The organism is Streptomyces sp. OR43 (assembly GCF_008042275.1).
GTDB lineage: Bacteria > Actinomycetota > Actinomycetes > Streptomycetales > Streptomycetaceae > Streptomyces.
The window spans coordinates 1-9105 of the sequence record NZ_RDBK01000093.1; the positions used below are offsets into that span (position 1 = coordinate 1).

General features: G+C 74.1%; 8 protein-coding genes. 2 read left to right on the forward strand and 6 right to left on the reverse strand.

Annotated elements, in window-relative coordinates:
* The 3 genes from EAO72_RS40990 to EAO72_RS41000 all read right to left on the reverse strand — a co-directional run.
* Nucleotides 1-436: thiolase family protein (locus EAO72_RS40990; RefSeq protein ID WP_459112835.1), on the reverse strand; the 436-nt coding region annotated here is incomplete at its 3' end.
* A 31-nt stretch (nt 437-467) separates the two neighbouring features.
* Nucleotides 468-872, reverse strand: coding sequence for an allene oxide cyclase barrel-like domain-containing protein (locus EAO72_RS40995; RefSeq protein ID WP_148022471.1), 405 nt, complete (start codon nt 870-872; stop codon nt 468-470).
* Nucleotides 865-3513 (reverse strand): DUF6531 domain-containing protein, encoded by a 2649-nt coding sequence (locus tag EAO72_RS41000; RefSeq protein ID WP_261991873.1) that lies wholly within the window; start codon nt 3511-3513, stop codon nt 865-867. The genes EAO72_RS40995 and EAO72_RS41000 overlap by 8 nt, the downstream gene beginning before the upstream one ends.
* A 247-nt stretch (nt 3514-3760) precedes the next feature.
* On the opposite strand from EAO72_RS41000, the gene EAO72_RS43915 reads away from it, so the two are divergent.
* Nucleotides 3761-6499 (forward strand): ATP-binding protein, encoded by a 2739-nt coding sequence (locus tag EAO72_RS43915; RefSeq protein ID WP_148022473.1) that lies wholly within the window; start codon nt 3761-3763, stop codon nt 6497-6499.
* Here EAO72_RS43915 and EAO72_RS41010 read toward each other — a convergent pair.
* From EAO72_RS41010 to EAO72_RS41020, 3 genes are read right to left on the reverse strand one after another with little or no spacing between them, the layout of a single operon-like run.
* On the reverse strand, nt 6436-7146 hold the full coding sequence (locus EAO72_RS41010) for a 4'-phosphopantetheinyl transferase family protein (RefSeq protein ID WP_148022474.1): 711 nt from the start codon (nt 7144-7146) through the stop codon (nt 6436-6438). The genes EAO72_RS43915 and EAO72_RS41010 overlap by 64 nt on opposite strands.
* Before the next feature lie 39 nt (nt 7147-7185).
* A complete protein-coding gene (locus EAO72_RS41015) occupies nt 7186-7950 on the reverse strand; it encodes a thioesterase II family protein (RefSeq protein ID WP_148022475.1) in 765 nt (254 codons plus the stop codon).
* Nucleotides 7951-7952: 2 nt separating this feature from the next.
* Nucleotides 7953-8726 (reverse strand): AfsR/SARP family transcriptional regulator, encoded by a 774-nt coding sequence (locus EAO72_RS41020; protein WP_148022476.1) that lies wholly within the window; start codon nt 8724-8726, stop codon nt 7953-7955.
* A 172-nt stretch (nt 8727-8898) separates the two neighbouring features.
* Here EAO72_RS41020 and EAO72_RS43685 point away from each other — a divergent pair.
* The coding region (locus tag EAO72_RS43685) for a hypothetical protein (protein WP_261991874.1) at nt 8899-9105 on the forward strand (207 nt) is incomplete at its 3' end.

The following is a 9105-nucleotide window of genomic DNA, read 5'->3' on the forward strand; positions in this document are numbered from 1 at the left end:
CCGTACGGGCGCTCCCGCTGCGCAGCAGTTGCTGGGCGACGTCGAGAGCCTGGACGGCGCCGGAACATCCCGACTGGAGCTGGAAGCTCCGTACGCCGTCGACACCCAGCCGGTCCGCGACCACGTTGACGGTCGCCGGCATCAGCCGGTCCGGTGTGGCGGTGCCCAGCACCACCGCGTCCACCTGCCCCGGAGCCAGACCCGCCCGGTCCAGCGCCGTGCGGCCCGCCTCCTCGGCCAGGTCCGCCAGCGTCGCGGTGAGCTTTCCCGACTCCAGGTCCAGGGCCAGGTGACGCGACGCGGTGCCGATGAAGACGTCCACCCACTGCTGCCACAGCGCGTCCATGCCGAACCGCTCCGCCAGTGTGGCGTTGTCCAGCGGCGGGCCGGGGAGCGCGGAGGCGGCCGACCTTATGTACACATCCCGACCCGTCATGGGGGCCCTTCCTCGCTCGTTCGGACCGGTCTCAGTCGGACAGCAGGATCCGCGCCTCGGCGGAGGCGCGGACACCGGTCATGCGCCAGGTGCGGAAGCCGCGCAGACCCTCGTAGCGGCCACTGGTCCCGGTCGCGGGGTAGTGCACCCACTCGCTGGTGCGCACGTCGTTGAAGTCCGCCCACCCCTCGGCGTGGATGGTGCCGTCGTCGAGGGTGATGTCCTCGGTGTAGTAGGTCAGCAGCCCGCCGTCGCCCGGCCGGACGTACTCGATCCGGAACGAGCCGTGCGACGTGCCGATCAGCTTCCCGTCCTCGTCGTACAGTTCGTCGTCGAACGTGCCGGTCTGGCCGGTGCTCGGGTCGGCGACCTCGACGTCGTCGACCACCTTGACCACGACTTCCCTCGGGACGCGCAGCACGATCTGGTCAGCCATCTGACGGTTCCTCTCGATGAAGGGTTCGGACATCCCGGGACGGTGGCGCCCAGGCGATCAGGGGTGGGGCGGTGAGGAACGCACCCGGTCCGGTGAGCGCTTCGGCCGCGGCGGCGGCCGCTTCGTCCGGTGCGCCGGGGGAGGGGAAGAACACCTCCGGGGCGGGCAGGTGCGGRCGGGCGAGGACGGACCAGAAGGAGTGCCGGGTCCATGTCCCGCTGTTCACGGGGTCGTTGTCGGAGAAGGTGTAGGGCGCGTACTGCGCGCCGGTGGGGTCGGGCTGGGTGAAGCGCCCCCAGAACCCGTTGTAGAGGTGGTGGTCCAGGAGGTGCGCGCTGCGCAGCAGCTGGTACGCGCCCCGGTAGCGGAACGGGTTCGCCGCCGCCGCGTCGCCCGACGCCGTGACCGCCCCGTGGGCGGTGTAGCGGTAGCGGGCGGCGAGGGCGCCCTCCTCGTCGATCAGCGCGAGCACGGAGCCCTGCTGGTCGGTCACCGCCCAGTAGTGGCGGCCCGTGTCCGTGAGGACGGCGAGGAGGGCGCCGTCGGGTGTGCGGACGTAGTCGGACGGCACGCCGTCGTCCGTCGTCCGTGCGATCCCCAGGGGCGAGTGGGTCAGCACGTGGACGACGGTGCGTCCGTCCACGGTCGTCTCCGTGATGCGCCGCGGCGTCTCCTGGCCCAGCCCGTCATAGCGCACGTCCACCACCTGGACCCCGCCGAACACACCGGTCAGGGTCTGGTTGACGGCGCTGTAGCGGAACGATCCGGTCGGGTCGGTCTCCTCGGTGAAGTTGCCCGCGCCGTCGTAGCCGAACGCCGTGTCGCCGAAGCGCACCACCTGGCCGGCGTCGTTGAGAGTGAACTCCGTCGCACCCAGCCGGCGCAGATGATGGGCCTCGTCGTAGGCGAACCCGGTGTCACCGGCGCGCACGAGGCGCTTGAGCCCGTCGTAGGCGAAGCCGGTGAACTCACCGTCGACCACCGAGGAGCGCAGCACATCGCTGTCGGCGCCGCCGCCCGAGCTGTAGCCGTACTCCGCCGACAAGAGGATCTCGCCCTGCGGTCCGCGCACCGTCAGGGCGGTCCTGCGCCCCGAGGCGTCGTAGCGGATCTCCTGCGCGGCCGCCCCGAGCTCGATCCGCACCGGCCGTCCCTCCGCGTCCCGGACGAACCGGGCGGTGCGGCCCGCCGGAGTGGTGACGGCCTCGGTGCGGCCCGCGCCGTCCAGGGCGTAGCGGGTGGTGCCGCCCGGGGTGGTGAACGAGGTCAGCGCGCCTTCGGAGTCGTACTCCGCGTCGACGCGCTCGGGGGCGGAGCCCGCCTCCCCGGTCCGCACAGCCGCCGCCGGGCGGGCGCCTCGTGCCGTCCGGACCCAGTCGAACGCGTACGACCAGCCGGGGCCCGCCTTGCGCACCACCCGGCCGAGCGCGTCGTGGGTGAGCACCAGCAGCGTTCGCCCGGCGCTCTCGTCCGTGACCTCGGTCAGCCGCCCGGCCGGGTCGTACCGGCAGCCGATGCGGGCACCGGCCCCGCTGGTCACCGAGGTGATCCGGGACAGCCCGTCGTACCCGAAGACCGTGCGGCCGAGCGGGGCGGGCGGGTCCACGGTGGTCAGGTCACCGGACTCGTCGTAACCGAAGCGCGTTCTGGCGCCGTTGCCGTCGACGCGCTCGGTGAGCCCGCCGTGGACGGGGTCGTAGCTCCGGGTCTCCACGTCCTCGGCCCGGCCCGCGGCGCGCGCGCGGACGAGTCTGCCCGACTCGTCGTACTCCAGGAGGAGTTCGTTGCCCAGGGGATCGCGCAGGGAGGTGAGCGTGCGCCCTTCGCCCTGCGAGGTGTAGGACACCTGGGAACGCGCGCCGGTCGGCAGCCGGAGCGATGCCGGGCGCCCCCGGTCGTCGTAGGTACGGGTGAGCGTCGCCCCTGTCGCGTCGGTGAAGGAGACCGGCCGGCCGGTCGCGTCCCGCGTCAGGCGGCGGACCTGACCGGCAGCGTCCTCGACCGCTGTGGGCCGGCCCTCCGTATCGAAGACGTAGCCGGTCCGCAGACCTGTCGGCCCGGTGACGAGGGTACGGTCCGGCCCGTAGTCGAAAGCCGTGAGCGCCCTGCCCCGGGGGCCGGTCCAGGAGACCTCCGAGACCGCGAACATCCCGTCATAGGCGATCCCCACGACGTCGCCGAGCGGATCGGTGATGCCCACCAGTCGCCCCTCCGCGTCCCAGAGGAAGGCGGTGGTGGCCCCGTCGGCCCCGGTGTGCCGCTCCAGCCGGCCCGAGCGGTCGTACGCGAACGCCGCCGCCTCGGCCCCCAGCGGATCGACGATCTTCGACACCAGGCCGTCGGAGTCACGGTGGAGCGTCACCACCCGGCCCCGGGCGTCGGTGAAGGTCACCGGCTCACCTCCGGCATCCGGTTCGAAGCCGGGGCCGGCGGAAAGAGACCAGCCGGGGCCGAATCCCAGGTCCACCGAGGAATGGCTGCGGTATTCGCGGACCAGCCGCAGATGCCGGCCGGTCCCGGCGACCACCAGATCCAGCTGACGGACGATCAACTCGCCCTCGTGCAGATCGACGAGAACCTCGCCGAGATCCCCGACGGGCAGGCGCCGCACGGCGCGATGGGCGGACAGGTCCCGGGGCATGGGCACGGCTCCTCAACTGGACCGACTGGACTGCGGATCGCTGGAGTTCGGACGGTCGCAAGGCTGCCGGGGCCGTCTAAAGCTCCCCTAAGGCCGGTGGCCCGGCGTTCCGTAGCGGTCCATGAAGGTTCTGTTACAGAACGATTCATCCCGGCGCCCGCGCCTACCCTGGCGAGGGCCACAGCTGTTGGGTGTCTCTCAGCGTCGAGAGCGCGGGAAAGCAGACCGGGGGAAGGGGACCTGCGACATGGGCATCACCACCATCACCGGGCCGAACACCGTCAGCACCGTCCGCACCACCGAACTGGCGCGGCTGACCGAGCTCGTCCGGGCCGCCCGCGACGGCAGGCCCGCCCTCGTGGAACTGACGGGCGACCCCGGAACCGGCAAGACCAGACTGCTCGCCGCACTGGCCCGGGAGGCCAGGGCACACGGCCTCGCCGTCCTCCACGGCCGCTGCTCCGAGGCCGAGGCACAGGTCCCCTTCCACCCCCTCGTGCAGGCGCTGACCGCATGGCAGGGCGCAGGCGCGGAAGCGGGAGCAGGCGCCACCGCGACGGCGGAGCTCGTCGAAACGCTCACGGACGTCCCGCCCGGCGCCGAGCAGTCCGTCTGGCGGTCCCCGTACTTCGCGGGAGTGCGCCGGCTCCTCACGGCCGGACCCGCCGCGTCCGCCGGCGGCACGCTGCTCGTCCTCGACGACTTCCACTGGGCCGACGCCGGCTCGGCACGGCTGGTGGAGGCCCTGATCCGCTGGCCCGTCGACCGCGGCCTGATGGTCGTCGTCGCGCACCGGCCGAGGCAGGCCCCCGTCGCCCTGCGCGCCTTCCTCCAGCAGGGCGGCGAGCTGGGCGCCGCCGAGACCATCGCCCTCGGGGCCCTGCCCGCGCACCGGTGTGCCGAGGTGCTGGGCGTGCGCGMCGACGACCCGGAACTGCCCCGGCTGTACGCGCGCAGCGGCGGCAACCCGCTCTACCTCACCGCCCTGGCCGAGGCCGGATCGCCCGCCGGGGACGCCCTCGACCTCTGGACGTCCAGCTCGCTCGGCGCCCGGCTGCTGGCCGAGACGGAGCTCCTTCCCGCGGTGCCCCGCAGGGTGGTGCACGCGGCGGCGGTGCTCGGCAGCGTCTTCGACATCGACGCCGTCGCCGAGGTGGCCGAGACGTCCCGGGACGAGGCCTGCCGGGCGCTCTCCGAGCTGCGCCGCCGCGACCTGGTCCGCTCGACCGCGGAACCCGGCGTGCTGGCCTTCCGGCACCCGCTGCTCAGGGGTTGCCTCTATGCCGACGCCGACGCCTGCTGGCGTTCGGGAGCACACCGCCGGGCCCGGGACCGCTTCGTCCGGCTGGGCCTCCCGGCCCCCGACATCGCCCCGCACATCGAGCGCGCCGGATCCGGGATGCGGCCGGCCGACGCGGAGGTGCTGGCCGTTGCCGCGCGCTCCTGCGCGCAGGCGGGCAGGCCCGCGGAAGCGGCCCACTGGCTGACATCCGCGCTGCGGCTGGGACGGAGGACCGGCAACGGCGGCGGCGCCGGTCCCGTCGGCGCCGAGCTGTGGCAGCAGGTGGTCCGCGCCCTGGCCGCCGAGGGCGACGGAGAGCGGATCGTCGCGCTCGTGGCCGATGTGCTCGCCGGACCCGACGGCCGGTCGCCCCAGCTCCGCGCCCGCGCCGTCGCCTTCCTCGCCGCCGTGCTCGCCGCGCTCGGCCACGACGAGGACGCACAGGCACTGCTGGCCGCCGAACTCCCCGCCGCTCAAGCCGCTTCGGCCGGCGCGGGACTGCTCCTGCGGGTGAGTCAGCAGCTCGGCAAGGTGCTCGCCGGCCAGGTGCCGGCCCGGACCGATGTCGAGGTGCTCGTGCACGGTACGGACCGCGCCGACCCGGTCACCGCCGGAGGGGCGCTCGGCCTCGCCGGGCTGTGCGCCGTGCTCGACGGCGACATGTGCGCGGCCGAGATGTCCCTGGACGCCGCCGCCCAGGCCCTGGACGAAGTGGACTCGGGACGGCAGGCCGGGGACCAGGAGGCCGGCCATCTGCTGGTCCTCAGCTGGGCCGAGGCGCTGATGGGCTGGTACGGGCCGGCGTACGGTCACGCGGAGCGGGCGCTGACCGCCGTACGCGCGCGCGGCGACGTGCACTTCCTGCCGCCTCTGCTCGACACGCTCGGCTATGTGCACTACCAGAGCGGCCGGCTGGCCGACGCCCTGGGCGCCGTCCGGGAAGGCAGCGCCGCCGCCCGAGCGATGGGCCGGAGGGACCACGTCGCCCTGTCGGACGCGATCACCGCCGCCGCCTGGGCCCAGCTGGGGCGGACCTCCCCGCCCCCCGCCGCGGCGGGGTCCACGGGCCGGGCCGCTCCGGAGCCCCGGACACCGCTCAACGCCCTGCTCCTCGCCGAGGCCTCGCTCGCCTCGGGCGAGGCGGACACCGCACTGGCCCTGCTGCTTCCCGAGCGGGAGGCCTGGCGGGTCTCCGAGCCCGTCGCCGTGTTCGCGGCCCGCAACTACGAACTCCTGGCCGCGGCGGCCGTGCAGACGCAGGCCGACGCGGACACCCTGGAAGCCTGGGCCGAACGGGCGGCCGCGTCCGCGTCCGCCGTCGGGCTGGTCGAGCAGAGCGGCCACGCGTTGCTGGCCCGCGGCCACGCCCTCATGGGCCGGGGTCTGACGGCGGAGGCCGCCCGGTGCTACGGCGAGGCGCAGCGACTGCTCGGTGACTCCAGCCCGGCGGGCGCCCGGGCCAGGGAACTGGCACGGTCGGCCGTCCGGCTGACCGCCCGCCGGGAGAGCAGCGGGCTCGACGAGCTGACCCTGCGGGAGCGGGAGGTCGCCGAACTCGCCGGTGAGGGGCTGAAGACGAAGGACATCGCGGGGCGGCTCCGAGTGAGCCCGCGGACCGTGGACGTCCATCTGACCCACATCTACAGCAAGTTGGGCGTGAACTCCCGGGCCGCGCTCGTCCGGCTGATGGCCCTGGCCGGCTGAGGCACCCCGATCGCGGTGGCCAGCAGCCCGCCGGCGGCCGCCCACCGTCCGTGGAAGACCCCGATCGCCCGGCCCCCGACCACGGGGCCGGGCACCAGGAGCACCGCGCGGAATGTGCCCCCGGGATCGATCAGGATCTCCGCCTCCGGGAAGTCGAGCAGCAGCCCGGTCAGCGGGAACCACGCCTTGTACACCGCCTCCTTGGCACTGAACAGCAGCCGGTCCCAGGCCACGCCGGGCCGGTGCGCCATCAGTCCGGCCACGCGTTCACGCTCCGCCGGAAGGGAGACCGAGGCGAGCATGCCGGGCATCAGCGGACGGTCGGGTTCGGCGTCGATGCCCAGCGACGCCAGCACCGTCGACCGGGCCACCCCGGCCGCCCGGAAGCCGGCGCAGTGCGTCATGCTGCCGACCACGCCGGCCGGCCAGCGGGGAGCGCCCCGGTGCCCCGGCACCAACGGCTCGTATCCGCGGCCCAGCGCGCTCAGGGCCGTGCGGGCGCAGTGGCGCACCGTGGTGAACTCCCTGCGGCGCGACTCCACGGCCCGGGCGACGGCGGCCTCCTCCGCCGGATGGAGCCGGGCCTCCGGCGGATCGTCGTACACCTCGGCACCCACCGCCCCCGGCGGCAGCAGAGCGGCGATCACGGCACCGCCTGCGGGCCGCCCGCCCCGCTCACGACGGCCTCACCGCCGGGCCGCCGGGGCAGTGGCGGACAGGGAGGCGGCGAGGTCCGCGACGGCCGGCAGATGGTCGCCCAGGAAGAAGTGCCCGCCCGGGAAGACCCGCAGCTCGAAGGGGCCGGTGGTGTGGTCGCGCCACGCGCGCACATCCGCGATCGGCGCCTCCGGGTCGCTGTCCCCGGTGAGGGCCACGACCGGGCATGCCAGGACGGCGCCCGTGCTCGGCACGTAGGCCGCGAGTGCCGCGTAGTCGCCGCGCAGCGCCGGCAGGACCAGGTCGAGCAGATCGGGGTCGTCCAGCACGGCGGGCACGGTGCCGCCCAGCGAACGGACCTTGGCGAGCAGCGCCGCGTCGGTGTCGAGCCGTTCCGCGCCGGCCACTGTGCGGGACGGCGCCCGGCGCCCGGACACCAGGAGCGCCGCCGGACCGCGGTCCGGCGCCCCCGCCAGGCGCAGGGCGACTTCGTGAGCGAGGGAGGCGCCCATGCTGTGCCCCAGGAAGATCCGTGGCCCGGCCGGCGGCGGACCGTCGCCCAGAGCCTCGGCGATCAGGTCGGCCAGCCGGTGCAGATCAGGGACGGCCGGTTCGCGGTACCGGTCCTGTCTGCCCGGGTACTGGACGGCGCGCACGCTCAGGGCGGGGAGGGCGGCGGACAGGGCGTGCCAGTAGCCGGCGGAGCCGCCGGCATGCGGAAAGCAGATGAGCTCGGCCGGAGCGTCCGTGTCGTGGTAGCGGCGCAGCCAGGTGTCCTGCCGTTCCGGGGCCACCGTCAGCTCGCCACGGGGAGGTCGAGGAGCCGGTCCGAGGTGAGGATCGCCTGGTGCAGCCGGCGCAGTGACCGGCAGGGTTCCAGACCCAGTTCGGATCGCAGGACACGCTGCGCCGAGCGGTACACCTGAAGCGCCTCCGCCTGCCGCTCCGAGCGGTACAGCACCAGCATCAGCTGGCGGTAGAAGGACTCGCGCAACGGGTACTCCGCGGTGAGGGTGTTGAGCAGGCTGATGACCTCGCGGTGCCGGCCGAGTGCCGTACTGGCCTCGACGGACAGTTCCAGGCACGCGAGCCGCTCCTCCTCCACCCAGGTGGTGAAGCGGGTGAGCACCGGGCCCTCGGGCGTACCGTCGAGGACGGTGCCGCGTACGAGGGAGAGCGCCCGGCCGAAGGCGTCGAGGGCGGCCTCGTAGCGGCCGGACTGCTGGAGGAAGCGGCCTTCCCGCATCGCCGCGCGGAAGTCGTCGACGTCGTAACCGGCCCCGTCCAGCCGCAGGAGATAGCCGGAGGGCTTGGTGATGACGGCGCGGCCGCTGTCGTCCCCGGCGGCGGTGAGGAACTTCCGCAGCTGTGAGAGATAGACGTGGACGGCGGCCGATGCGCGCCGGGGCGGTCCCGACCCCCAGAGCTCCTCGATGATCTGTTCCTTCGTGGTGACCCGGCCGGCACCGACGAGCAGGGTGGCCAGTGTCATCTCCATCTTGGGCGCGCTCAGGGAGTATCCGCGTCCGTCGTGGGAGACGCGAAGGGGGCCGAGCAGTTCGTAGCGCATCGATACCTCGGGTGGTAGGGGAACATGCTTTCGTGTTTCCGGCTCCCGTCACTGTCGAGGCCGCGCACCTGTCCGCACATCGGGGAAACTGCGTACGTATGCCGATTGGCCGAAATCCGCTGTGGCCCGCCGGCTTTGGTGCGCCTTTGGCGGCGCTGGGCAGGCTGGGGGGATGCGCACCCTCCTCACCCGATACCTGAGATCCTGCGTCGGCGCGCTGACCTCGTTCACCACCCCGGGCGGCACCACCCGCTACGCCCTGGACGGCGCGGGCCGCACCGAGGCCGTCACCACTCCGGCGGGCCGCACCGCCCGGTTCGTCCGGGACGCGGAGGGACGGCCGGTGCGGATCGAGCTCGGGGCGGCCGCGCAGGAGATC